Origin of the sequence: Corynebacterium sp. HMSC064E08 (assembly GCF_001811805.1) — a bacterium.
GTDB lineage: Bacteria > Actinomycetota > Actinomycetes > Mycobacteriales > Mycobacteriaceae > Corynebacterium > Corynebacterium jeikeium_D.
On record NZ_KV806702.1, the window covers coordinates 103,024 to 126,441 of the forward strand.

The 23,418-nt window shown below is 59.6% G+C and carries 19 protein-coding genes; 13 read left to right on the forward strand and 6 right to left on the reverse strand.

Translation table 11 applies throughout. The annotated features are described in order from the left end of the window. Positions 1–17 precede the first annotated feature (17 nt). Positions 18–1,157, forward strand: coding sequence for a tRNA 2-thiouridine(34) synthase MnmA (gene mnmA, locus HMPREF2820_RS09040; RefSeq protein WP_070603736.1), 1,140 nt, complete (start codon positions 18–20; stop codon positions 1,155–1,157). Continuing rightward, a complete protein-coding gene (locus HMPREF2820_RS09045) occupies positions 1,154–2,206 on the forward strand; it encodes a uroporphyrinogen decarboxylase/cobalamine-independent methonine synthase family protein (protein ID WP_070603738.1) in 1,053 nt (350 codons plus the stop codon). Before mnmA ends, HMPREF2820_RS09045 begins: the two co-directional genes overlap by 4 nt. Positions 2,207–2,211: 5 nt before the next feature. Here HMPREF2820_RS09045 and HMPREF2820_RS09050 read toward each other — a convergent pair whose 3' ends face one another. Both HMPREF2820_RS09050 and HMPREF2820_RS09055 read right to left on the reverse strand, forming a co-directional pair. Next, entirely contained in the window at positions 2,212–3,372 is a 1,161-nt protein-coding gene (locus HMPREF2820_RS09050; RefSeq protein WP_070603740.1) for an ATP-binding protein, read from the reverse strand. Positions 3,373–3,510: 138 nt separating this feature from the next. Continuing rightward, on the reverse strand, positions 3,511–4,179 hold the full coding sequence (locus tag HMPREF2820_RS09055; protein WP_070603742.1) for a 3'-5' exonuclease: 669 nt from the start codon (positions 4,177–4,179) through the stop codon (positions 3,511–3,513). A 96-nt stretch (positions 4,180–4,275) separates the two neighbouring features. Here HMPREF2820_RS09055 and ligA point away from each other — a divergent pair, with 96 nt between their 5' ends. Next, complete coding sequence (ligA, locus tag HMPREF2820_RS09060) at positions 4,276–6,396, forward strand: NAD-dependent DNA ligase LigA (RefSeq protein WP_141751997.1); 2,121 nt, start codon at positions 4,276–4,278, stop codon at positions 6,394–6,396. A gap of 37 nt (positions 6,397–6,433) precedes the next feature. On the opposite strand, the gene HMPREF2820_RS09065 is transcribed toward ligA, so the two are convergent. Both HMPREF2820_RS09065 and HMPREF2820_RS09070 read right to left on the reverse strand, forming a co-directional pair. Then, a complete protein-coding gene (locus HMPREF2820_RS09065; RefSeq protein WP_070603744.1) occupies positions 6,434–8,800 on the reverse strand; it encodes a glycogen/starch/alpha-glucan phosphorylase in 2,367 nt (788 codons plus the stop codon). Positions 8,801–8,944: 144 nt separating this feature from the next. Further along, on the reverse strand, positions 8,945–9,610 hold the full coding sequence (locus tag HMPREF2820_RS09070; RefSeq protein ID WP_048735304.1) for an ACT domain-containing protein: 666 nt from the start codon (positions 9,608–9,610) through the stop codon (positions 8,945–8,947). A 227-nt stretch (positions 9,611–9,837) separates the two neighbouring features. Between HMPREF2820_RS09070 and gatC the strand changes: the two genes are divergently transcribed. The 7 genes from gatC to HMPREF2820_RS09105 all read left to right on the forward strand — a co-directional run bounded on the left by gatC (position 9,838) and on the right by HMPREF2820_RS09105 (position 17,487). Further along, on the forward strand, positions 9,838–10,131 hold the full coding sequence (gene gatC, locus HMPREF2820_RS09075) for an Asp-tRNA(Asn)/Glu-tRNA(Gln) amidotransferase subunit GatC (RefSeq protein ID WP_070603746.1): 294 nt from the start codon (positions 9,838–9,840) through the stop codon (positions 10,129–10,131). A 15-nt stretch (positions 10,132–10,146) separates the two neighbouring features. After that, a complete protein-coding gene (gatA, locus tag HMPREF2820_RS09080) occupies positions 10,147–11,661 on the forward strand; it encodes an Asp-tRNA(Asn)/Glu-tRNA(Gln) amidotransferase subunit GatA (protein WP_016422480.1) in 1,515 nt (504 codons plus the stop codon). Between the two features lie 115 nt (positions 11,662–11,776). After that, on the forward strand, positions 11,777–12,844 hold the full coding sequence (locus tag HMPREF2820_RS09085; protein ID WP_083308471.1) for a FecCD family ABC transporter permease: 1,068 nt from the start codon (positions 11,777–11,779) through the stop codon (positions 12,842–12,844). Continuing rightward, a complete protein-coding gene (locus tag HMPREF2820_RS09090; RefSeq protein ID WP_070603749.1) occupies positions 12,845–13,645 on the forward strand; it encodes an ABC transporter ATP-binding protein in 801 nt (266 codons plus the stop codon). 10 nt (positions 13,646–13,655) lie between these two features. Continuing rightward, positions 13,656–14,780 (forward strand): ABC transporter substrate-binding protein, encoded by a 1,125-nt coding sequence (locus tag HMPREF2820_RS09095; RefSeq protein ID WP_070603750.1) that lies wholly within the window; start codon positions 13,656–13,658, stop codon positions 14,778–14,780. A gap of 53 nt (positions 14,781–14,833) precedes the next feature. Then, entirely contained in the window at positions 14,834–15,865 is a 1,032-nt protein-coding gene (locus HMPREF2820_RS09100) for an ATP-dependent 6-phosphofructokinase (protein ID WP_070603847.1), read from the forward strand. Positions 15,866–16,050: 185 nt separating this feature from the next. Next, entirely contained in the window at positions 16,051–17,487 is a 1,437-nt protein-coding gene (locus HMPREF2820_RS09105; protein WP_246822254.1) for a YkvI family membrane protein, read from the forward strand. 22 nt (positions 17,488–17,509) lie between these two features. Here the strand turns inward: HMPREF2820_RS09105 and HMPREF2820_RS09110 are convergent, their stop codons facing one another. Then, a complete protein-coding gene (locus HMPREF2820_RS09110; protein ID WP_070603754.1) occupies positions 17,510–18,343 on the reverse strand; it encodes a class I SAM-dependent methyltransferase in 834 nt (277 codons plus the stop codon). Between the two features lie 53 nt (positions 18,344–18,396). Here HMPREF2820_RS09110 and gatB point away from each other — a divergent pair, with 53 nt between their 5' ends. Further along, positions 18,397–19,905, forward strand: coding sequence for an Asp-tRNA(Asn)/Glu-tRNA(Gln) amidotransferase subunit GatB (gatB, locus tag HMPREF2820_RS09115; RefSeq protein WP_070603756.1), 1,509 nt, complete (start codon positions 18,397–18,399; stop codon positions 19,903–19,905). A 12-nt stretch (positions 19,906–19,917) separates the two neighbouring features. On the opposite strand, the gene HMPREF2820_RS09120 is transcribed toward gatB, so the two are convergent. Beyond that, on the reverse strand, positions 19,918–20,994 hold the full coding sequence (locus HMPREF2820_RS09120) for a glucose dehydrogenase (protein ID WP_224433177.1): 1,077 nt from the start codon (positions 20,992–20,994) through the stop codon (positions 19,918–19,920). Positions 20,995–21,070: 76 nt separating this feature from the next. Here HMPREF2820_RS09120 and HMPREF2820_RS09125 point away from each other — a divergent pair, with 76 nt between their 5' ends. After that, complete coding sequence (locus tag HMPREF2820_RS09125) at positions 21,071–22,444, forward strand: DoxX family membrane protein (RefSeq protein WP_224784010.1); 1,374 nt, start codon at positions 21,071–21,073, stop codon at positions 22,442–22,444. Positions 22,445–22,519: 75 nt separating this feature from the next. Next, entirely contained in the window at positions 22,520–23,404 is an 885-nt protein-coding gene (locus HMPREF2820_RS09130; protein WP_241482424.1) for a hypothetical protein, read from the forward strand. The last annotated feature ends 14 nt before the right edge of the window (positions 23,405–23,418 follow it).

Consider the following 23,418-nt stretch of genomic DNA (forward strand, 5'->3'; position numbering starts at 1 on the left):
GGAAAGGTTGCAACGCAATGCGAGTTCTTGCAGCAATGAGCGGTGGTGTGGATTCTTCCGTGGCTGCGGCGCGTGCATTGGCCGCAGGTCACGAGGTCGTTGGCGTGCACTTGGCGCTGTCGAAAGATCCTCAGTCCGTTCGCGCCGGATCCCGCGGCTGCTGTTCGCTAGAGGACTCCGGCGATGCCCGCCGCGTCTGCGATGAGCTGGGCATTCCTTTCTACGTCTGGGATTTCTCCGAGCGCTTCAAAGAAGAGGTCATGGATGACTTCTACGACTCCTACGAGCGCGGCGAGACGCCGAACCCATGCCTGCGCTGCAATGAACGCATCAAGTTCGCAGCCCTGTTGGAACGAGGTCTGGCGCTCGGCTTCGACGCGGTGGTCACGGGGCATTACGCTTTGCTTGGCGACGACGGCCTGTTGCGCCGTGGCCGCGATGCGAAGAAGGACCAGTCCTATGTCCTGGGCGTGCTGGATCGCGAGCAGCTGCAGCGCTCGATGTTCCCGGTAGGAAACACCGAGAAGCCAGAGATTCGTGAAGAAGCCCGCGGGATGGGACTAGGCACTGCCAACAAACCGGACTCTTACGACATCTGCTTCATCCCGGATGGCAATACCAAGGCGTTCCTGGGCGCGAAGATTGGCCGTCGCCCGGGCACCATTGTGGATAAGGAAACTGGCGACACCGTCGCTGAGCACGACGGTGTCTACGGTTTCACCATTGGTCAGCGCAAGGGGATTGGCCTGGCGGGGCCGATGCCGGATGGCAAGCCGCGCTATGTCACCGGCATTGATGCAGAGACCGGCACGGTGACAATCGGCACGGCTGCGGACCTGAATGTCAACGTGCTCGAGGCCGACCGTGCCATCTGGCTGGCCAACCCGGATGAGGTACTCGCTGCCTCGGAGGCCGGCAAGCTGCAGGTGCAGGTGCGTGCGCACGGTCGCCCCATCGACTGCCGTATTGAAGTGCTGGCAGGACCTGACGATGACGTCACCGGACGCGGTGGCGCCTTCCGGCTGCACCTGAGCGATCCGCTTCGTGGTGTCGCTCCTGGTCAGGCCGCTGTTTTGTACCACACTGACACTGCGGGCGACTACGTGCTGGGCTCCGGCACGATTGTCTCGACCGCCCGTGAAGAGGACTTGTCGTGACCTCCTTTGTCGGCCTTGGCCCGATGCCGGGTCGCAATCCACACGAGGCGGCAGAGATTGTCATTGGGGAATGCCTGGAAGGTCACGTCACGCTACCGACGTTGCCTGCCCGTGGATTCGGCGCCGATGCCGTCGGTCGCACGGCCGCCCTCATGGCTGACCTCGTCGTCGACAGGGGAGCGCGCTCCTGGAAAGTCACCGACCGTCGTGGTCGCGCGAGTGCCTTGGCCACTGATTATCTCCACCGCGACATCGACGCGTGCGAGGAAGCGTGGGGGCGCACCCCGCAGAAGATTCGCCTGACCGCTCTCGGCCCATGGACGATGGCGGCTTCGGTGGAAAATGCCGCAGGCCATCTCATCGCCGTTGACCGCGGCGCCGTGAAATACTTCGCGCAGTCGCTAGCCGCGGGATTGGCTTCCCACATCACCGATGTCCGTCGGCGTTTCGACAGCGACATCGAGGTACTTCTGGCAGAACCCGCACTCGGCGCAGTCGTACAGGGCAAAATCAAGGCCCCGTCCATGCTGATGGGCAACGCGGGTTATCTCCCCGCCCAGGGGCACCGCGAGATCGCGGAGATCTTCCTCGAAGTCACGGGGCCGCTGCGTGACGACGAAATCGAAGTGACCATCGCGCTGTCGAGCCCCGATGGCCTGGCTGTTCAGGCCTTGGCGGATTCCGGTGCGGCCGGAGTGTGGCTACCTCGCAAAGAACTGACCACCACGCAGCAACTGGATTTTGCGGCTGCCGTGGTCGGTGCCGATATGTCCCTGGAGCTGGGTATTGTGCCAGTGACGGTCACGGAGCGAGAAGAGCACACGGGCGTCCCGGTGGCGACACCGGCTCGAGCACTCGCTGAGCAAGCAGCGCTGTTCTGGGATGAGCTGGGCTATTCGCGCCTACAGATTGCTGAGAGCCTGAATCTGGCGCCGATGGGCGGCTTTGCTGCCAGCTCCAATGAAGAAGCACAGGCGCAACTCGGCGCAGGCCGCAATGCCACGGAGCTTCTTCGTCGGGCAGCCGGTGACTTGGCTCGCGACGAATAGTGACCTTATTCCACCAGCGTATTGAGGTAGTCGGCGAAGTAGGGAAGTGTGAATTCCACGTATCCCGTCGACGCTGACACAATCAACTCGCGGTAAATCAGGTCATGGCGAAGCTGTGAGATGCCAGAGAGTTTGCGTCCCATGGTCTCTGCGATGGCGCTCGTGGCCACGGGCTTTCCATTGGCGGAGAGGCTCGCCATCGCTTTGAGAAAATCAATCTGGCGAGGTGGCACTTTCCGCAGGCTGGGCGCATGAACTTGCAGCCCGATGCGGCGGATGGATTCCGCTGTGGCATCCGAGGCATGCTGAGCGGTAATGGTGTCCGAGTGGGCCAACCTGGCCTTAGCCCAAGCGACTGAGCCAATGGTCTGTATGAGATACGGGTAGCCGTGGCTGAGTTCAGCGGCCAGCTCGACGGCATCCTCGGTCATCGCGCGTTCGCCGAGTTCTGCAGTTCTGCGAATGATGTCCTTGGTGGTATCCACGTCCAATCGACCCAGAGTCACGCGTTCGGCACGGCGTAAGAATGTTGCGCCCTCTAGCTGGAGCAAGTCTTCGATACCGCTGGGCAGCCCGGCTGCGACAAAGGCAATCTCCGCATCGTCGCGATTTAGGTCCTGGATTGCATGGGCAATTTCGTTGAGCTGTGCGGGGTCTGCACTTTGCACCTCGTCGAGAGTGAGCAAGATGCCGGATCCCTGTGGCATGAGGAGAGCCGAGAGATCCTGAAGTTGGCTGAGCAGATTCCTGCCGGGCTCGGGCTGAGAAGTGCTGACTTCCGTCTTAAACCCGCCAATGCCGGCGATGGACAGGCCGGTGAGGTGACGGCCCTTGCCCGTCGGTGCACTGTCAATGGCACTGAAAGCGCGCGGAATGGTGACATCGGTGAGCTCAGAAATCATTTCAGAGCCGATGTGAGCACGCAGCACAATCCATCCCAGTTGCTTTGCTGCGGCTTCAAACTCGTTGAGAAGTACCGTCTTGCCGATTCCGCGGGTACCGGAAATTAGCGCGGTTCGCCAGGGATTACCGGGGCCTTCCGCCAGAGCCAGCTCAAACGAGTCCAGCTCGACATCGCGCCCACCGATGATGGCCGGGGATCGGCCGAATGTGGGGTGGAAAGGATTGCGTGGGATGGAGATGGCCTTGTCGCTGCGAGTGGTCACGCATCAATCATAGCAATGGATAATCCACATCGACTTGGATAACTTGGATATCCCGCCGAATTTTGGATATTCGGTTTCCGTTGGATAATCACAAAACTCTGGATATTGGGAGAGCCGGGGAGGGTGAGGGGCCGCTGCTCAGTCCATCGGCCACCCGAAGGTGAAGTCCGACGTATCCTTACCCTTTTCGGTCAGGTACTGCTGCAGGTTCTTCTTGTACTGGTAGTACGCGACGGCCTGCAGCTCCATCAGCTCTTCCCCTGATTTTTCGGTTAGCTCCCGGTAGTGGCGCGCCATCACCCATGCGATGCGCGCAGCCGCCAGAGCATCTTCGGTGGCATCATGTGCCCCGTCCAGGCGCACCTGATAATGGCGGGAGACATCAGTCAAAGTGCGTTTTTCACGACGTTCCGGGTCGAAGTAATTATCCAGCACAAAGGGGTCGACGACGAGGCCGTCAACAGTAAAACTGGGATCCTTCGAGCGCAGTACCGTCAGATCATAAGCCGCGTTATAGGCCACTACGGTCAGACCATCGCGCCAGGCAGCTCGAAGGCCGGCAATGGTATCCGCTAGCACTTCATCGTGCGGGCGCCCCTCCGCGCGAGCTTTTTCAGTGGTGATGCCATGCACATCAGACGCAGCTTGCGGAATTTCGACACCGGGATTAGCGAGCATGATGGTGGAATCTTTGCCCTGCTCAGTTAGCCGGACCAGTGCGGAAGTGACAATCTTGCAGGTGCGAGGATCCGTGCCGGTAGTCTCCAGATCAAACGCGAGCATGCGTCGCGGATCGAAATTATGCATGTCTCAACTGTAGCGGAGAGTGCGGATTCGCTGAGGGGCAGGAACAAGGTCAAGAGAATTTCCGTGTCCCCCGGCGCATCCGGGCAATGACATAGAATGAGCGACGTGACTTCCTCGACCGATGAGAACTCCGACCTGTCAACCTCCGATTTGTCTTCGTTTTCCAGCGCCCCCGCCTCCGAGCCAGCGCCGGCGGACGTCCGGGAGAAGTGGCAAGATCTAGCAACTCGCATTCGTGAGAACGCTGCGCTGTACTACACCGCGCAGCCGGTTATCTCCGATGCTGAGTATGACGAGATGTTCCGTCAACTGCAGCGGTTAGAGGAGCAGTGGCCCGATCTGGTGGTGCCGGACAGCCCCACGCAGCAGGTCGGTGCGCAGGTCGACACGCCTGCCGACGGGGAAGTGTTCGAGCCCGTTGAGCACCTCGAACGCCTCTACAGCTTGGACAATGTTTTCGATGAGCAGGAGTTGCGCGGCTGGCTGGCTCGCACCCCGGCCAGCACGTATCTGACCGAGCTGAAAATCGATGGCCTGTCTATCGACCTGGTCTATGAGAATGGCCGCCTTGTCCGGGCGGCCACCCGCGGAGACGGCCGCGTGGGGGAGAACGTCACCGCCAATGCGCGCACCATCGAAGATATTCCGCATGAAATCAGCGGCGAGAACATCCCCGACGTGCTTGAGGTACGTGGTGAAGTCTTTATCTCGTTGGAAGAGTTCGAACGCATCAACGCCGATCGCGTCGAAGCGGGTCAGAAGCCGTTTGCCAACCCCCGTAACGCCGCCGCCGGTTCCCTGCGACAGAAGGATGTTGCAGAAGTGGCGAAGCGTCGCTTGTCCATGATTTGCCATGGAATTGGTCATATCGAGGGCTGGCGTCCACAGTCTCAGCACGAGGCCTATCGTGCCTTGGACGAGTGGGGTTTTCACGTGTCGCCGTATTCAAAGCAGGTTCATTCCGCGGATGACGTCGTTAAGCAGATGCAGTACTGGGGCGAGCACCGCCACGACGCCATCCACGAGATGGACGGGCTTGTGGTCAAGGTTGATTCCCTTTCCGAGCAGCGCGCGCTGGGCGCGACCTCGCGGGCGCCGCGCTGGGCGATTGCCTACAAGTATCCGCCGGAAGAGGTCACGACTGATCTGCTGGACATTAGAGTCTCCATTGGCCGAACTGGTCGTGCGACGCCATATGCCGTGATGAAGCCGGTCTTCGTGGCCGGGTCAACTGTCGAAATGGCGACGCTGCACAACCCTTCCGAGGTGCACCGAAAGGGAGTGCTCATCGGTGACCGCGTGACCATCCGCAAGGCCGGTGACGTGATTCCAGAGGTACTCGGCCCCGTGGCCGATCTCCGAGATGGTAGCGAGCGAAAGTACATTTACCCGACTCTCTGCCCCGAGTGCGGTACTCGTTTGGCTCCGGCAAAGGACAGCGATGCCGATTGGCGTTGCCCCAATACCCGCTACTGCCCAGGTCAGCTGCGTCGTCGAATTGAATTCCTCGCCTCCCGCTCCGGGTTTGATATCGAAAACCTGGGGGAGAGGGGCGCTGCCGATTTGATTCATCGCGGCGTGCTTGACGACGAGTCCCGCCTCTTCGACCTCACCGAGGAAGATTTGCTCGGCACTGAGGTCTACACTACGGCTTCGCGGAAAACGCTGAATGCCAATGGTAAGAAGCTGTTGGCCAATATCGAGGCAGCTAAGGATAAAGAGCTGTGGCGCGTATTGGTCAGCCTGTCCATTCGTCATGTGGGTCCAACAGTGGCGCGGACCTTGGCGCAGAAGTTCGGCTCGATGGAGGCACTGCGAGCTGCGAGCCGCGAGGAGATTTCGGCCATCGATGGCATTGGCGAGATCATCGGCGATTCCGTGGCTGACTGGTTCGAGGTGGACTGGCACCGCGAGGTTGTCGAGCGCTGGGAAGCTGCCGGTGTGCGTATGGCCGATGAGGTCGCCGATCGTCCAGATCAGGTGCTAGAGGGATTGACCGTGGTAGTCACCGGCTCTTTGGAGGACTTCACTCGCGACAGCGCGAAGGAAGCCATTATCTCCCGTGGCGGTAAGGCCGCAGGGTCGGTGTCGAAGAAGACCGACTACGTGGTGGTTGGCGAAAACGCCGGCTCCAAGGCCACAAAGGCCGAGGAACTGGGCTTGTCCATCCTGGATGAGGATGGGTTCAAGCGGTTGCTGGAAACTGGTCAGGCCTAGCTGGGGCTAGCCCAGCCAGGATTTGACCCAGCCGGGCCTAAATCTTGGTCTCTTCCAGCTTCCAGACCTCATTGGCGTAATCGCGGATGGTGCGGTCGGAGGAGAAGCGGCCCGAACGGATGATGTTCAGGAAGCACTTCTTGGCCCATGCCAGCTCGTCGCGGTAGTCTTCCGCCATGCGGTCGCGGGTCTCGCGGTAGTCAGCGAAGTCGCCGAGGACGTAGTAAACATCGGCCGGCTCGTACCCGTTGGACTCCAGCAGCGAGAAGTGCAGGTCGTGGAACATTCCGCTGCCACCGTCAGAAAAAGTTCCGTCGACAAGCGAATCGACAGCGCGCTTGAGCCCCGGCACCGTTTCGTAAGTGCCACGCGGGCTGTAGGTGCGGCGCAGCTCCGGCAGTTCCTCTTCCAGCGCACCGAAGATGTAGGCGTTCTCTTCGCCGGCGGCGTCGACGATTTCGACGTTTGCGCCGTCCATGGTGCCCAGCGTCAGTGCGCCGTTCATCATGAACTTCATGTTCGAGGTACCCGAAGCCTCCTTACCGGCAGTGGAAATCTGCTCGGAGACGTCGGTAGCAGGGATGATGTGCTCTGCCGGGGTGACGTTGTAATTCTCAACGAAAGCGACCTGCAGGCGACCGTCCATGTCCGGATCGTTATTGACCTTGTCCGCGATAGCGTTGATGAACTTAATGATGGCCTTCGCGCGAACGTAGCCTGGGGCGGCCTTGGCACCGAAGATAAACACGCGCGGTGGCACGTCCAGCGCTGGGTCTTCCTTGATGCGGTAGTAGAGATCGAGGATGTAGAGCGCGTTGAGAAGCTGGCGCTTGTACTCGTGCAGACGCTTAATCTGGGTATCGAAGATGGCGTCTGGATTCACCGAAATACCCTGGCGGTGCTCCAGCCAGGTGGCGAAGTCCTTCTTGTTCTCGTGCTTGATCTCGAGAATCTCACGCAACACGGCCTCGTCGTCAGCAAACTTTTCGAGCTCAGCGAGCTTGTCCAGGTCGGTGACCCAGGCGTCCGAACCCGACAGGCGAGTCAGCAGTGCCGACAGGCGCGGGTTGCACTGGTTGAGCCAGCGGCGCGGGGTGACGCCATTGGTCTTGTTGTTGAAGCGCTCCGGCCAGATATCGTGCCAGTCCTTCAACGTTTCGCGCTTAATGATCTCCGTGTGCAGAGCAGCAACACCGTTGATGGAGTACGCGGCGTAGCAGGCGATCCACGCCATGTGGATGCGACCGTGAGAAATCGGCGCCATGTAGTCAATCTTGCCCTGGTCGAAGCCGCGCTCCGCCAGGTCTTCGCGGAAGCGGCGGTCAATCTCGCGGGTGATCTCCAGAACGCGGCCGAAGAGACGGTCAAAAATGGAGTATTCCCAGGTCTCCAACGCTTCTGCCAGAACGGTGTGGTTGGTGTAGGCGAAGGTGTTGGACACGACGTTCCAGGCGTCGTCCCAGCTCATATCGTGCTCATCCAGGAGCAGACGCATCAGCTCTGGGATAGCGAGCACCGGGTGGGTGTCATTGAGCTGAATGGAGTTGTACTTGTGGAAATCGCGCAGGTCCTCGCCGTGATTCTCGATGTAAGAATCGATCATCGTCTGCAGCGAAGCGGAGACGAAGAAGTACTGCTGGCGGACACGCAGGACCTTGCCGTCATAGGTCGAGTCATTCGGGTAGAGCACGCGGCACAGGTCATGGACGCGTTCACGCTCGACAATGGCGTCGGTGAAGCGCTGCGAGTTGAAGGCGTCATAGTCGAACTCACGCATCGGCTCCGAGTGCCACAGGCGCAGCGTGCCGACGTTATCGGTGCCGTAGCCGGTAATTGGCATGTCATATGGAACAGCGCGCACCACCAAGTCATCAAAGGTGACAATCTTGGACAGTTCCTCGCGACGAATGACGAAGGGGTAGCCCTCTTCCATCCACGGGTCCGGGTGCTCATCCTGGAAGCCATCTTCGAAGGTCTGCTTGAACAGACCGTAGCGGTAGAGGATGCCATAACCGGTCACCGGCAGATTCTGCGTGGCACAGGAATCCAGGAAGCAGGCGGCCAGACGACCCAGGCCACCGTTACCGAGAGCGGCGTCGTGTTCAGCCTCGAGCACGTCTGTCAGATTCTTGCCGTACTTTTTCACGGCAGCAGAGGCCTCATCCACCAGACCTGCATTGAGCAGGTTATTCAGCAGGGCGCGACCCATGAGGAACTCGGCGGAGAAGTAGTGCTGCTGGCGGGTAGCAGCGTATGCCTCCGTGGTGCGCTGCCAGTTGTCCGCTAGGTTATCTACAACAACCCGTGACAGACCGGACCAGAATTCCATCTCAGTGGACGACTGGGGGACACGGCCGGACTCGGCACGAATGTGGGATCCGACGAGGTCACTCAAGTTCGACATCAAAGAAGCTCCTTATTGACTGGTATCAGTTCCAGACTTTACCGCTAAGCGTGAATCACTGCGCTCCATAGGGGAGGAGCCTTAGGGTAAGAGCTTCGAGCAGAAGGGGGCAGCCCTCAGAAGAGGGCAGCCCATTAGCCGCTCCTAGTCGATGATCGCGCCGACAATCGTGCCAATCCGGCCCAAGTGCTCGACCTCACTTGGTAGGAAGTCCGGCCCGCCGGGCCGGCCAATAACGAGAACGAGGCCCTTGCCCATCGGAGTGGCGGCAATGGAGGAGTCCATAACTGTCCAGTCCTCCGGCAGCCACGTTTCTTCGTCCGGATCGAGGTTTCGCGGCGAGTCAATTGGGGCTTCCGGCAGAGTCCGGCCGTTATCCTCTGGAGCAGCGGTAGAGGAAGCACGACGTACCCAGCGGCCATCGCTCTGTTCGCCGAGGACGATAGCCCAGCCGGCAGTCATAGTCTGAGGCAGGCCGTCGACGACATCTCCGAGGGCACGATCCAAGTTCTTCGTGTGCTGTGAGAACTTGGCCAGCAGTGCAATCTGTCCGCGGCGGTCAACCGAGCCGGAGAAAGGCCTAATTGAATCGACTTCCACTCCGCTAATGGACTGAGCCGCTGTAATCAGTGTGTCCGGTAGCAGGCCCATGGGCAGGTCGACCACGATGTCGTCAACAACAACGCCATTAGCGCCGTAATCTACGACATCGACACTGCGAATATCACCTTCTACTTCGCCCAGGGCAGCCGCGACGTAGCCAAGTGCGCCTGGTTCGTCGGGAAGCTGGATGCGAAGGAGGTAACTCATGGCTGTGTGCACAACCTTTCGAATAATTGATAGTGATTGTTGCGGTGTAACTATAGAAGTAGTGATTTAGGCTACAGGGTAAACCTTTGAAATGTAAGACCCTGCGGACAACTGCTTGGCGACAACGACTACTGTTGGCAAGTACAGCCCGCTCGCGCGGTTCAAAATCAGTTTCAACTAAACTTCTGTGCACTAGCTTCGTACGAAGAAATGAAAGGGGTACTAGCGTGCCAGCTATCTCACGCGATGAGGTCGCCCACCTAGCGCGATTGTCCCGTCTGGCTCTGACTGACGCGGAACTCGACGAGTTCGCCGGTCAGATCGACGGCATTATTAACCACGTCCAGGCCGTTCAAAAGGTGGCTACGGATGATGTTGAACCGATGAGTCACCCCTCTTCGCTGTCCGGTGTGATGCGCGAGGACGTCGTCAAGCCGACGCTGACTGCGGAGCAGGCGCTGGACCAGGCGCCGTCGCAGGACCGCCAGCGCTTCGAAGTTCCCCAGATTCTCGGCGAGTAGGAGTACGTGGAAGAAATGACTGCAGCTAACCCGAACCTGCATGCCGCTGTTGCTGAGGACCCGATTCTGGGGCTGAGCGCTTTTGAGCTCGCACAGAAGATTCACGCTCGTGAGCTGACCTCGGTAGAGGTCACCCAGGCGTTCCTCGACCGTATCGCGGCAATTGATGAGGACATTCACGCATTCCTGCACGTCGGTGCCGAAGAGGCCCTGGCTGCAGCTCGCAAGGTCGATGAGTCGCTGGATGCTGGCGAGGAGCCGGCCTCCGCACTGGCCGGTGTTCCGCTGGCGCTGAAGGATGTCTTCACTACCACCGATGCGCCGACCACCTGCGCTTCCAAGATGCTCGAGGGCTACATGAGCCCTTACGACGCAACGGTTACTGCCAAGTTGCGTGCAGCTGGCATCCCAATCCTGGGTAAGACCAACATGGATGAGTTCGCGATGGGCTCGTCGACTGAGAACTCCGCTTACGGCCCGACTCACAACCCGTGGGATGTTGAGCGCACCGCAGGCGGTTCCGGTGGTGGCTCTTCCGCGGCGCTGGCCTCCGGTATGGCTCCGCTGGCTATCGGTACTGACACCGGTGGCTCGATTCGTCAGCCAGCAGCTCTGACCGCAACGGTCGGTGTGAAGCCGACCTATGGCACGGTATCCCGCTACGGCCTGGTCGCTTGTGCCTCCTCGTTGGACCAGGGTGGCCCGACCGCGCGTACCGTTCTGGACACCGCGCTGTTGCACGAAATCATTGCTGGCCACGACGAGAACGACTCGACTTCCACGGAGCAGCCGATTGCCGATGTGGTTGCTGCTGCCAAGGAAGGTGCTACCGGTGACCTCACGGGGGTTAAGGTCGGCATCGTCAAGCAGTTTGACCGCACCGAGGGGTACCAGGCCGGTGTACTGGACAGCTTCCACGAGGCCGTCGACAAGCTTAAGGAAGCTGGCGCGGAGGTTGTCGAGGTCGATTGCCCGAACTTCGACCACGCACTGAGCGCGTACTACCTGATTCTGCCGTGTGAGGTCAGCTCCAACCTGGCTCGTTTCGACGGCATGCGTTACGGCCAGCGTGTTGGTGATGACGGTACGCACTCCGCCGATGAGGTCATGGCTATGACCCGTGCCGCTGGTTTCGGCGATGAGGTTAAGCGACGCATCATCATCGGTACCTACGCGCTATCGGTCGGCTACTACGACGCCTACTACATCCAGGCACAGCGTGTCCGTACCTTGATTCAGCAGGACTTCGAGCGGGCCTTCGAACAGGTGGATGTCCTGATCTCGCCGACCACTCCGACCACTGCGTTCAAGCTGGGCGAGAAGGTTGACGACCCGCTGAGCATGTACATGTTCGACCTGTGTACTCTGCCGCTCAACCTGGCTGGCATGTGTGGCATGTCCGTGCCGTCGGGCCTGGCTGAAGACACCGGCCTGCCGGTGGGCCTGCAGATTATGGCTCCGCGCCACGGTGATGATCGTCTGTACAAGGTCGGCGCGGCCTACGAAAAGGTTCGTGGCCCGATTGCATAAAAGCGCTCAATAAGCGTTAGTCGGTTTTCTTCAACCGTCGTTTTCTCACCGAAGTGGGAGAGCGGCGGTTGTTGTCGTGCCGGGGGAAATTTCATACATGCGCAGGAACGCAAACATGAAGAGAGTCAGAATTAAAAGCCCGCCGCGGTTTATGCCGTGGATTTATGGGCTGGTCATTGTCATAGCCATTGCCGTCAGTCTGGTCGCTGCGGTGGTCTTCGGCTCGGCGGATATCACCTGGTCCACCACGACACAGGTCATTTCGCATCACCTCTTCGGCACTGAGCTCGATGAGTCTGTGCCCGCCAGTTCGGACACCATCATCTGGAATCTCCGCGCTCCCCGGGGAATTCTCGCAGCGATTGTAGGGGCGGGGCTAGCTGTCTCCGGTGTGGCTATGCAGACATTGGTCCGTAACCCGTTGGCAGACCCGTATCTGCTAGGTATTTCCGCGGGTGCCGGCGCCGGTGCGACCGCGGTGATCATCTTTGGTGCTTTCTCCGGTAGCCCCATCGCGCCGCTGACATTCGGCGCACTCCTCGGTGCAGTCATGGCCACCCTCGCAGTCGGCACCTTCGCTACGGCCGGGGGAGGACTAACCCCGCTGCGTTTGGTGCTCTCTGGCGTTGTGCTCTCCGCTGCGTTTTCCGCGCTGAGTAGCTTCATGGTCTTCGCTGGGCCAGACCCGAGGGCCGCGCAGTCTGTGATGTTTTGGATGCTGGGCTCGGTTGCCGGTGCGACATGGGTGAAGACACTCTTCCCGCTCATCGTCCTCATCGCAGTACTGTTGTTTTTCCTGTTCAAGGCCCGTCATCTCGATGCGCTGGCAACTGGTGAGAGCACCGCAGCGGCCGTAGGTATTGACGTTTCTCGGCTACGCACGCAGGTATTTGTGCTCCAGGCTGTCCTCGTCGGCACGCTCGTGGCGGTATCGGGCGGTATCGGGTTTGTCGGCCTGGTGATTCCGCACTTGACCCGCATCTTGGTAGGTGCCACGCACCGCGTTGTCCTACCGGTTGCTGCACTCATGGGTGGGCTGTTTCTCATCTGGGTGGACATCATCGCGCGCGTAGTGGGCGGAAGCCAGGAAATGCCGCTGGGCGTGGTCACGGGACTGGTTGGCGCACCGCTCTTCCTCTACCTCATGAGCCGCTCACACTACAGCTACGGAGGTGCCGAGTAAATGAGCGCCCCACAAAAATCTGTCCTCTCCGCGAAAGATGTGCGCTGTGACATCGCCGGACGCACCATCGTCAGCGGAGTCAACCTCAGCTTCGGCGCGGAGCCCATGACCGCCATCATCGGTGTTAACGGCGCGGGCAAATCCACGTTGTTGCGTGTGCTCGGCGGAATTACGAAACCGGCCGCGGGCGAGGTCGAGATTAACGGCACATCGATGAGTTCAATCAGCTCGAAGCACCGCGCTCGTGATCTCGCTTTCGTCGCACAAAACGAGGTCCCACCCGCCGAAATGCGAGTGCGCGACTTTGTCTCCCTCAGTCGGTTGCCCTACCAGCGCCTTTTGGGTGGCAACACTGCCGAGGACAACTCCCACGTCGACCGTGCGCTGGCGCTCATAGGTCTGGAAACAGTCGCGCAACGCCTGTGTGGGCAGCTCTCGGGCGGGCAACGTCGTCGCGTATGTTTGGCGCGCGCCATCGCCCAGGACTCGCCGATTATGCTTCTCGACGAGCCCACCAACCACCTCGACGTGCGCCATCAACAATCCGTCCTCCGGCTGGCCCGCTCCAGCGGAGCGTGTGTCATTGCCGCCATCCACGACTTGGACCTGGTGATGAACCACTTCGACCGCGTCATCGTGGTCGCGGACGGCGGTATCGCGGCCGACGGCATCCCCGTAGACGTGCTGACCCGCGACTTCGTCGCCAAAATCTTTCAGGTTGAATCCTGTCAGCTCAATTCCCCCTCTGGCCGCCGTCATCTCGCAATCGATAGCGAGTTGGATGCTGCCACCATCAACTAGGAGTACTTCCTTGAATAACGCACATGCTTTCCGACGTCCCCTGCGTGCCTCAGCAGCTGGTATCGCAGTGGCTGCACTGGTATTCGGAGCCGCCGCCTGTGGCTCTGATGAGGGAACGCAGGCTTCGTCGTCAGGCCTTACCCTCACCAACTGCGGTGAAGAAGTCAGCTACCCGGGTGTAGCTAAAAAGCTGCTCATCAACGACGGTAATATCGCCTCGCTGGCACTAGCTGTGGGGGCCGCGGATGAGATCACTGCAGTGAGCTCTATGGCCTCGCACCTGCCGGTGTTGACCGCAGCTTACGGCGATGAAATTGCGCAGAAGCCAGAAGTTGCGAAGGAATACCCGAATCTGGAGCAGGTTATTGCGGCCGAGCCGGATCTGATGCTGGCGGGCTGGGGCTATGGATTTAGCGAGGATAAGGGTATTACCCCGGAATCGCTTTCCGAGCACGGTATCGGTGCCTACACCCTGACGGAATCTTGCCGCACTGGTGACGCAGCCTCGGCGGGCAAGGAAGGCAGTGGCGACCCGGGGCACACTCGTGGTCTGGTGGACCCGTGGGAAGCTGTCAAAATCGATTTGAAGAACATCGCTACTTTGACCGGACACGACGGTGAGGGCGACAAGGTTATTGCAGATATTGATAACCGTCTGCAAGCCCTGGATGCCGCGCCGAAGGGCGACAAGAAGCCGGTGGGCTTCCTCTTTGACTCTGCCGGCGACGCACCGTTTACCTCGGGTTCCTTTGGCGCACCGCAGGGCATCCTGGAAAAGGCCGGCGCGACGAATGCAGCCGAGTCTATTAAGGACACCTGGACCACGATGTCCTGGGAACATGTCGCGGAAACGGAACCCGACTTCATTGCGCTGGTGGACTACCCAGGTCAGACCTTCGAAGAGAAGATCAAGGTTTTGCGCACGAATCCGGCAACGAAGGATCTAGAGGCGGTCAAGGAAAATCGCTTTATTAACCTGCCGATTGCATTGTGGACGGAGTCTCCGCTGAATATCGATGCCGCCGAGTACGTGCGCAAGGCACTCGAAGAATATGGTCTTCTGCCGGCGTCGGAGGTGACGACGAAGATGGAGCTGCCATCCGAGCTGCCGGGGCAAGAGTACCTGCAGAAGTAGTTTTGACCAAGGCTGTCAAGCACGATCTGACTAACGCGACTAAGGTGGGCATCATGCGAATTGCGACCCTTACCTCCGGTGGAGATTGTCCCGGTCTGAATGCCGTTATCCGTGCAATTGTCCGTACCAGCTCGAGTGAGTACGGCTCAACCGTTGTCGGCTTTGAGGACGGTTGGATTGGTCTTATGGAAGACCGTAGGGTTCAGCTTTACGACGACGAGCGGATTGACCGCATGCTGCTGCGTGGCGGCACGATGCTGGGCACCGGCCGTGTGCACCCGGACATTCTCATGTCCAACCTCGACCGCATCAAGGAGAATCTCTCTGATGCGGGCATCGATGCCCTGATTCCAATCGGTGGCGAAGGCACGCTGAAGGCCGGCAAGTGGCTTTCGGACAATGGGGTGCCGGTCGTCGGTGTTCCGAAGACCATTGATAATGATGTCAACGGTACGGACTACACCTTCGGTTTCGACACAGCTGTGGCCGTTGCCACCGACGCGGTTGACCGTCTGCACACCACCGCAGAGTCCCACCAGCGCGTCATGATCGTTGAGGTCATGGGCCGCCACGTGGGCTGGATTGCTTTGCATGCGGGTATGGCCGGCGGTGCTCACCACATTGTCATTCCGGAAAAGGCATTCGACATTAACGAGATTGTGAAGTCGATGGAGCGCCGTTTCCAGATGGGTGAGAAGTACGGCATTATCGTCGTCGCTGAGGGCGCCACCCCGAAGCCGGGCACCATGGATTACGAAGAGGGCGGTGTCGACCAGTTCGGCCACCAAACCTTCAACGGCATCGGTCAGGTTATCGGTGCGGAGATTAAGAAGCGCACCGGGTACGACGTGCGCACCACGGTACTGGGCCACATTCAGCGTGGCGGTACGCCTACTGCGTACGACCGCGTACTGGCTACCCGCTACGGTATCCACGCGACCCGTGCGGTCCACGAGGGCGATTTCGGCAAGATTGTTGCTCTCCACGGCGAGGACATTCAGCGTATCGACATCGATGATGCGGTCTCCGAGCTAAAGGTTGTACCTGAGGGGCGTTACCGCGCAGCTGCTGCGCTGTTTGGTTAAACGCGTCGGTTAAGCACGCTTTGCTAAACATTTAGGAACATCTTCATAACAAAATAGGCGTACTGCCCGGGTTGGTGTTTCAATCACCAGCCCGGGCAGTATGTTTTATAAGGTTCCAGTTTTTTGAAAAATAGAAGCATATTTAGGATTTTCTCGCTATGTGGAAAAGAGCCACAACAATTGCAATGGCCTTTGTCGGCCTAACTGTCGGTGCCGGATTTGCCTCCGGCCAGGAAATGATGCAGTACTTCGTGGCATTCGGCACCAACGGACTGTGGGGTGTGATACTTGCCTCCGTCGTGATGATTGCCAGTGGTCTGGCGGTACTGTCAATTGCCAGCTATTTGCAGGCTGACGAACACTCCGAGGTCTTCGACGTAATCACCCGCAATTGGGTTTCGAAGATTTTGGATATCGCCGTGATGATCACGCTGTTCTGTACCGGCTTCGTCATGTTCGCCGGTGCCGGTGCGAACTTGAACCAGCAGTTCGGACTTGAGGTGTGGATTGGTGCCGTCATCATGGTTGCCCTGACATTGGGTGTCGGCATGCTGGATGCCGACAAGGTCAGCCGCGTGATTGGCATGATCACTCCGTTCATCATCGTGTTCTTGCTTGGTGCCGGTATCTACACTCTGTTCACCACCGACACGTCGATGTCGGAGGCTGCGCAGTACACCAATGAACTGTCGACATCGCTGCCGCACTGGTCTATTTCTGCCCTGAACTATGTTGGTTTCTGCGTGATGGTGGCCGTGTCAATGTCCATCGTCATCGGCGGTAGCTACCTGAACCCGCGCGAAGCTGGCATCGGTGGTCTCATGGGCGGCAGCATCTACGCAGGTCTGCTGACCCTGGTGACCTTTGCCCTCTTCTTCAAGGTCAAGGACGTTGGCCATGAGGATATGCCGACTCTGGCAATCGTCAATGAAATCCACCCGGTCCTGGGTACCGTGATGGCGATCATCATCTACGCCATGATTTTCAACACGGCCATTGGCATGTTCTACGCGCTGGGCCGCCGCCTGACGCGCAATACTCCGCACCGCTTCCGCTTGGTGTTTATCGTGACCGTGCTGATTGGTTTTGGCCTGAGTTTCTTCGGGTTCAAGGCTTTGGTCGGCTCCATCTACCCGGCCCTTGGATACGTCGGTATTGCTCTCATCGTTGTTCTGTGTGGTGCGTACTTGACTGGACGTAACAAGCTGATGGAGGAGTCGAAGCGCCGCGGCCGTATCCGCAAGCTCGCTCGCCGGAAGATGCATCCGAACAAAAAGTTCACCACCGCGGATCAGAAGAAGCTCGATCGAGCTTTGGCTAACTCCAACATTTCCAACGTCGACCTTCAGGAAAGCGTTCGCGATGACATCGTCGAGGAATTGGTCAGCGACGATAACGTGGACTTCACTGAGGATGACGCCGAGCGCATCGTAGAAAAGGACAATGAGCGGCTGGAGAAGCTCTCCGAAATTGAAGAGGCCTCTGACGCGGACAATCCTCGCGAGACTGCGAAGAACTCCTTCCCAGGCGAGACCACAGCCACTGCGCCGAAGAAGCTGGCCGGACAGACTAAGAAAGCAATTAAGCGTGTGGCAAAGCCGCAGCCAAAGAAGGAAAAGTAGTCACCGTGACTAGTTTGCGCGACTAGGCAGCTCGAAAATAGAAGGCATCGCACCGGTAGGGAAGGGCGATGCCTTCTTCGTATGTGTGCCCCAAGTGCTCGTGGAGATACCAGTGCAAGTTCGCCTCCACCTTGGCGCGTGTGGCGGGCTTGGAACGAAGCCAATAGGAACGGGTCCGTGCCAGCAACACGATGTCCTCGATGGTCAGTGTCTGCTCCCACGCCAGACGTACCTCATCGACTAACTCCAACTCCGGACCAACTTCAGGGTAGAAGCCGGGCCGCAACACGTCACCGGCGTGCATGATGCGGCTGAGCCGATGCACCCACGGTACGGAGACATCCAAGGTGTTCCACACCAACATAGCCACACCATCGGTGCGTAAAACCCGCGCAAATTCTCTACTTGCAGCTGTCGGGTCCACCCAGTGCCAGGTCTGTGCACATGTTGCTACATCGACGCTGTCGGAGACCAGTCTCGTGCGCTCCGCAGTACCTTCCAGGCATTCCGCCGCTGGCACATTGTGCATCAGTGCTTGCCGCATCGCGGTGGAGGGATCGAGTGCCAGCAGGGTGGCATCGCGGTAGACGTCGGCAAGCGAGGCGGTGAGCTTTCCAGTGCCGGCGCCGATATCGGCGACTACCTGTGGGCGCGGTGCAAGGCGGGTAAGCGCTTCGATGACGGTTGGAGGATATCCGGGGCGCACGCGGTGGTATCCCGAGGCGCCGTCGGCGCTTTCCTGCAGTTCGTCGTCGAAAGTAGCGCCTGCGCGGTGGCGGTCAGCGGCATCGCGGAACGTTGGCGTATCGCGTGCTGACGTCGGTGGAATCGGTGGGTGTTCGTTAACTCCGGGCACGACTTATACCCTAGGGCACGCACGCGGGGCCATCGCTAGTAGACTCTACAAACATGACCGCTGCATACGCTGATGACTTGATGGACTTTGATGAGGTCCTCGAACGTTTTGACCCGGTAATGGGCATGGAGGTTCACGTCGAGCTCTCGACGAATACCAAGATGTTCTCCTCCTCCTCGGCGCACTTTGGTGCCGAGCCGAATAGCAACGTCGATCCCTGCAGCCTCGGCTTGCCGGGCGCGCTGCCCGTGGTTAACCGTCAGGGCGTTGAGTGGGCCATCAAGATTGGCTTGGCGCTGAACTGCGAGATTGCTGAGTCCTCCCGCTTCGCGCGCAAGAATTACTTCTACCCGGACCAGCCGAAGAACTACCAGATTTCGCAGTACGACGAGCCAATCGCCTACGACGGATATCTTGACGTTCAGCTTGACGACGGCACGGAGTTCCGTGTCGAAATCGAGCGCGCTCACATGGAAGAAGACACCGGCAAGCTGACGCACCTGGGCGGTGCCGATGGTCGTATTCACGGCGCCACGCGTTCGCTGGTGGACTGCAACCGCGCAGGTATTCCGCTGATTGAGATTGTGACTAAGCCGATTCTCGGTGCAGGGGAGCGAGCCCCAGAGGTTGCTCGTGCGTACGTTTCTGCACTGCGTGACCTGGTGAAGTCCCTCGGTGTCTCCGATGCCCGCATGGACCAGGGCTCGATGCGTGTGGACTCCAACGTTTCCCTGCGCCCAATTGGCCAGGAGGAGTTCGGTACTCGTACCGAGACTAAGAACATCAACTCCCTGAAGTCGGTTGAACAGGCTGTTCGCTACGAGATGCAGCGCCAGGCTGCTGCGATTACCAATGGCGAGGAGATCGTTCAGGAAACCCGCCACTACCAGGAGACCGACGGTACGACTTCTAAGGGCCGCCCGAAGGAGTCGCAGTCGGACTACCGCTACTTCAACGACCCGGATTTGCCACCGGTTATCGCTCCGCGTGAGTGGGTGGAGGAAATCCGCGCAACTCTGCCGGAGCTGCCGTGGGTTCGCCGCGCTCGCATCCAGGAAGAGTGGGGTCTGAAGGACGAGGAAATGCGCGACCTGGTTAACGCCGGCGCACTCGACCTGATTGTCGACACCGTTGAGGCTGGTGCCGGCCCGGCTGAGGCTCGTTCCTGGTGGGTCGCTTACCTCGCTCAGAAGGCCAACGAGGCAGGCGTGGAGCTGGCTGAGCTCACAATTACTCCGGCACAGGTCGCCCGCGTGATTGCTCTGATTGAAGAGGGCAAGCTTACCAACAAGCTGGCCCGTAAAGCCGTCGACGGCGTGCTCGCAGGCGAGGGCGATGTTGATGAGGTCGTTGCTGCCCGTGGCCTGGAGGTCGTTCGCGACGACGGTGCTATTGAGAAGGCCGTCGACGATGCACTGGCTGCTAATCCGGACATCGTGGAGAAGTACCGAGCTGGCAACAAGAAGGTTGTCGGTGCCATCGTGGGGCAGGTCATGAAGGCCACCCGTGGCAAGGCGGACCCGGCTCAGGTTAACCAGCTGATTGCGAAGAAGCTGAGCTAGCCTCCCTGAAAGCTAATCCGGGGAACCGCCGGCGGCACCATCGCTCGGCAGTCTGACGACGCGTTCGTCGGACTCCGACGGTTGTGCCCCGGCGGTTTTGTTGGTCGTGGCACCCCAAACTTCAATACCCTGATTCGCTGCGACAGCCGCTACATACGAGATGTGGCCGAAGTCGCCGTCGACAAGCACTTCAGGGGAACCCTTGACCTCCCACGCCGCGTCGGGCCCACTTGACTTCGGACCCACCGGCATGGAGATGACCTTCTGCGCGTCTGGGATGGCAATGACCACGCGGTCACCCATCACTGCGCATCCACCGATGGAATCGTTCAGGTCCACACCGCCGAGGGGGTTAATCACAGGGCCGGTGAGCTGAACCAGCTGTGGGGTGCCGTCGAGAATGGCGGTTGCCAACGGCGGCATTCCGTCCGGACCATGGCAGAACTGCTGAAACTCAATGCCTGGATCTCCCACGAGCAATTTGCGCGGGGACAGGGTGTCCGAAGTTCGGTCAAAATAGATTCCGAGAATGCCGGGCTCGCTGAGGTCCGGAAGTTCGCGCACATCAGCGGTGCTGCCCTCCACGAGGGTGACGCGCGCAATGGTGTCGTCGTTACGCAAAACAAAGACCTGACGGTCCTCTTCAACCGAGGGACTGGGCAGCAGTTGTTTTGCAGGGGCGCCGAGCCGTGCGACCTCACGCGGTGTCTTACCCGGTGCGACAACGGTGAGTGCACCGTCGTCGGTGGCGACGAGAGCCTCCCCAGGGCCGGTTGAGGCTAGCGCGGTGGTAAGCGGTAGGCAGGCCGCGAGAGTGACATCGTCGAGGTCGCAGGGACCTTTGTCTTTGGCTTTGCTTTCCGTGGTTGGGACCGGGGTAGAGGGCAAATCAGGGGAGGAAAACTTCGGCATGGCAATGCCCGTCGGCTCTGACTTGTCTTCCGTAAACGGCAACTCAAGCGCGTTCGAGGCACTCATGCAGCCGGAAAGAGAGACCATCCCGATGACACCAGCGGCGAGCGCAGCACGACGACGCCGCCCGCGAGCGCGAGCCTGTGCACTGCTGGTGTGGACGAGGTGGAATCCCATAGGCATACACAATACAGCCTCGTTTCACGGCCACGCCTGCGACCAAAAGTGAGGCAGTAGATTTAATGTGGACGATGTGAGCGACTCAGAGAAGTACCCGAACGACCGCGCCCTCGAGAATGTGGAGGACGGATTCGATGACGATCTCGACGTCCCGACCTACCGCAAGCTCGCTGAGCCAATGAACGAAGAAACCAACCGTGATGACAGCGACAACACCGCAACGCAGGTTTTTCCGGGTGTGCCGGAAAAGCGCGTAGCGGAGGAGTCGGAGGCAGACCAAGAAAACCTGACTCCGGAACCTACCGCTGCATCAGAGACAGTGGCAGAGACAGAGGTTGAGCCGAGCTCGGAACCGGAGCCTGAAGTTCAGGATGAGCCGAAGAAGCGCTACGACGCCTACGCCGCTGCAGGCCGCACGGCACCTCAGGTGATTAGCCCTGCCGGTAAGCCTTCGCCGCGGGATGAACAGGCTGAAACTGAGTCAGCGCCCGCGGCTGATAAAGAGTCGGAGGTGGCCCCGGAGTCGGAGGCAACCGAAATCTTTGAGCAGCCGGCTCGTAGTGAGCGCGTTGATTCAGACGAGGATTTCAGCCAGCCGACGCAAGCCTTCTCGGCTTCTGAAGCGGCAGGAGCGTCCGCAGCGGGAGCTACTGCAAATAAGTCGGAAGCACAGCCAGCATTCGACGATGAGGCGGAGCCGACCTATGACTCTTCACGCAATTCCGCAGCTGAGACTCAGTATTTCGATGAATCGGATTTCGCTGAACCGGCTGCGTCCCGCGATACCGCTGGTGCAGCTGGCGCCGCTGGTGTTGCAGGAGCAGGCGTAGGAGCCGCCGGGGCAACTGCTGCTACGACTACCGCCGCTGCTGACGACGATGAAGACACGGACTTCTACGACGACAACGAACCGGAGTTCCGTCGCGGTACCACTGACTTCGGCCTCCTGCTGCTGCGTCTTGGATTGGGTGCGCTACTGCTGGTCCATGGTCTGACAACGCTGCTCGGCTGGGGCAACTCCGGTGGCACCACTGCGCTGGAGACACAGTTTAGCCAGAACAACTTTGCCCTCGGCCCTGTAATGGCCACTGCCATCCCAACGGTTCAGCTTATCGCGGGTGCCCTGCTTATCTTGGGTCTCGCGACACCGCTGGCCGCGGCGTTGGCGCTGGCATTGTCCGCCTACCTCAGCATGTTTGATGTGGCTACCTCTGCCAATGGTGTGAATATCGTTGGCCAGGACTCCAGTAACCTCCAACTACAGCTGTTGATGACCGCCATGGCGCTTGGCTTGCAGTTCACCGGCCCGGGCCGTATCGGCATCGATTTCGGACGCGGCTGGGCTCGTCGACCACTGGCATCGTCGTGGATCTTCGGAATTCTGTCCATCGCCGCAGCAATTGGCCTGTGGTGGCTGACGACCGGCACGCTGCCGTTTGTTGGCTAAGGCGGCTCGCAGCTGCACAAACAGTCGAGCGACCTAAACTAGGTTCTCCGTTAGGGCCGGGGTACAATGCCCCCTATGCCAAAGTCGAGACACGTACTAAAGACCACCCTCGCGGTGGTCTTTTTCATGTCTTCGATAGGCGCTACAACGTCGATTCACTCACCTTCGACAGCCGCTGCCGGCGAGCACAATGAGGTTGCAGCCTCCGTCTCGTCGGCAAGCGCCTGGCCGACTCATGAGGTGAGTCTGCCGCGCATGAACCTCAACGCCGAAGGGTTGATTGAGACTGACCCGCGCACGCAAATGGCGGTGAGCTACGAGCCGGTGGGCGTGGGGTACAGCAGCCAGGCATCGCAACGCCCGCTGCCGGCGCTATCCCTGATTAAGTTGTATATCGGTCAGTATGTGCTCGAACACGGCACTGCCGACGATGCCGAGCGCGTCGAAAAGATGATTTCGCGTTCCGACGACGATTTGGCCGCCGACTTTTACCGGAAGTACCCGGAATCGGTCGATTCCATTGCGACCGAGTACGGCCTGTTCAACACTTCCGGCGGAGAAAAGTGGGGAGTATCGAGGACCACCGCGGAAGATGTGGTGTCTTTTATTTCCCAGCTTCGTCTGAAGCATCCTAATTCTGAGGTGCTCGAGGCGATGCGACACTGGTCGCCGATTGCTGCCGATGGCTATCGACAGAATTTTGGTCTTGCCGGGCTGCCCGGCTCTGAAGGCGCGAAAATGGGCTGGTCCAACCGGCGTTCGTGGCACTCTTCCGTTGTTTTTGGCCCCGGATATGTAATGGCGGCCATTACCGAGGGCGGCAAATATGCACACACCGAGGACGTCGCTGAGGGGATTGCCGACGTCGAGTACCGGGATTTGGTGAAGCCCACGCAGAAGACTGGGCGCAAAGCCACTCTAGAAACGCCAAAGGCCCGTGCGGTAAGCACAGGCCTTTAAACGGGTTTGATCTA

What these genes read in the sequence shown, in the direction of transcription:
- HMPREF2820_RS09100 (WP_070603847.1), top strand. Translation starts at nt 14,834, where the DNA reads ATGCGAATTGCGACCCTTACCTCCGGTGGAGATTGTCCCGGTCTGAAT.
- HMPREF2820_RS09090 (WP_070603749.1), top strand. Translation starts at nt 12,845, where the DNA reads ATGAGCGCCCCACAAAAATCTGTCCTCTCCGCGAAAGATGTGCGCTGT.
- HMPREF2820_RS09105 (WP_246822254.1), top strand. Translation starts at nt 16,051, where the DNA reads ATGGCCTTTGTCGGCCTAACTGTCGGTGCCGGATTTGCCTCCGGCCAG.
- HMPREF2820_RS09120 (WP_224433177.1), bottom strand. Translation starts at nt 20,994, where the DNA reads ATGGGATTCCACCTCGTCCACACCAGCAGTGCACAGGCTCGCGCTCGC.
- HMPREF2820_RS09055 (WP_070603742.1), bottom strand. Translation starts at nt 4,179, where the DNA reads ATGCATAATTTCGATCCGCGACGCATGCTCGCGTTTGATCTGGAGACT.
- HMPREF2820_RS09070 (WP_048735304.1), bottom strand. Translation starts at nt 9,610, where the DNA reads ATGAGTTACCTCCTTCGCATCCAGCTTCCCGACGAACCAGGCGCACTT.
- HMPREF2820_RS09130 (WP_241482424.1), top strand. Translation starts at nt 22,520, where the DNA reads ATGCCAAAGTCGAGACACGTACTAAAGACCACCCTCGCGGTGGTCTTT.
- mnmA (WP_070603736.1), top strand. Translation starts at nt 18, where the DNA reads ATGCGAGTTCTTGCAGCAATGAGCGGTGGTGTGGATTCTTCCGTGGCT.
- HMPREF2820_RS09085 (WP_083308471.1), top strand. Translation starts at nt 11,777, where the DNA reads ATGAAGAGAGTCAGAATTAAAAGCCCGCCGCGGTTTATGCCGTGGATT.
- gatB (WP_070603756.1), top strand. Translation starts at nt 18,397, where the DNA reads ATGACCGCTGCATACGCTGATGACTTGATGGACTTTGATGAGGTCCTC.
- ligA (WP_141751997.1), top strand. Translation starts at nt 4,276, where the DNA reads ATGAGCGACGTGACTTCCTCGACCGATGAGAACTCCGACCTGTCAACC.
- HMPREF2820_RS09065 (WP_070603744.1), bottom strand. Translation starts at nt 8,800, where the DNA reads ATGTCGAACTTGAGTGACCTCGTCGGATCCCACATTCGTGCCGAGTCC.
- gatA (WP_016422480.1), top strand. Translation starts at nt 10,147, where the DNA reads ATGACTGCAGCTAACCCGAACCTGCATGCCGCTGTTGCTGAGGACCCG.